The sequence below is a fragment of the Frankia sp. R82 genome (assembly GCF_023716925.1).
Lineage (GTDB): Bacteria > Actinomycetota > Actinomycetes > Frankiales > Frankiaceae > Frankia.
This window is the reverse complement of the sequence record NZ_JAMQQG010000178.1, coordinates 1-991: the sequence shown is the minus strand read 5'-3', so window position 1 is coordinate 991 and position 991 is coordinate 1. Positions and strand designations below refer to the sequence as shown.

General features: G+C 72.9%; 1 protein-coding gene. It reads left to right on the top strand.

What is annotated here, in order from left to right; genetic code table 11:
• Positions 1-65: 65 nt before the first annotated feature.
• A partial coding sequence (locus ND747_RS30140) for a serine/threonine-protein kinase (RefSeq protein WP_251734489.1) occupies positions 66-991 on the top strand: 926 nt, incomplete at its 3' end.

The following is a 991-nucleotide window of genomic DNA, read 5'->3' as shown; positions in this document are numbered from 1 at the left end:
GTCCGATGATTTTCGTGGGACCGCCGGCCTGGTAGCAGCCGTTGGAGCGGACCTGGAGTTCGAACTTGCCGCTCTGGTTCGCCGCCGAGTCGCAGCTGCTCGCCTCGCTCGACCATCCGCACGTCGTGAAGGTCCTCGACGGCGAGGAGGTCGACGGGCTCGGCGTGATCATCATGGAGCTGCTGCCGCGGGGGACGGTGCGTGCCCGGGCCCGCGCCGGCCCGTTGCCCCTGGCCGAGATCTGCGCGGTGGGCATCGCCACCGCAGAGGCGCTCGGCTACGCCCACGCGGCCGGTGTGCTGCACCGCGACGTCAAACCGGCCAACCTGATGTTCGCCGCCGACGACATGCCCAAGGTCGTCGACTTCGGCATCGCCAAGATCGTCGAGAACGCGACCTCGACGACCGCGAGTGTCGCCGGGACCTACCCGTACATGGGCCCGGAGATCTTCGGGTTCGGCCGCCCGGGCTTCGCCACCGACGTGTACAGCCTCGGCGTCGTCCTCTACGAACTGCTCACCGGACGGCTGCCGTTCGGCCCGAAACTCACGTTCGCCGAGTACGGCCACCACCACCAGGTCCCGCCCCCACCGATGCCGGATGTCCCGCCGCCGTTGGCCGATCTGGTCGCCCGAACCCTGAGCAAGGACGCAGGCCGCCGGCCCACCACCCGCCAGCTCGCCGTCGAGCTCGCCGCGGCCGCCGGGATGCTGCTCGGCCCCACCTGGCTGCGCGACAGCGCGTTGCCCCTGCACGTCGCCGAGGACATCCACGCCGCCGCCCGAGAGGCCCAACCGCCCCGCCGGGGCCGCCGGGAACGCCGGGACCGTTCCACCCGGTCGCCCGACCCCGAACCGTCCACCGCCACCGCCACCGGCACGCCCACCGGCGGCACGCCCACCGGCTCCCAGCCGTCCGGGCAGCGCCGGTCACCTGCTCGAATACGAGCTCGGCCGCGACGGGCGGGACGCGATGGGGTTCGCCGTCCACG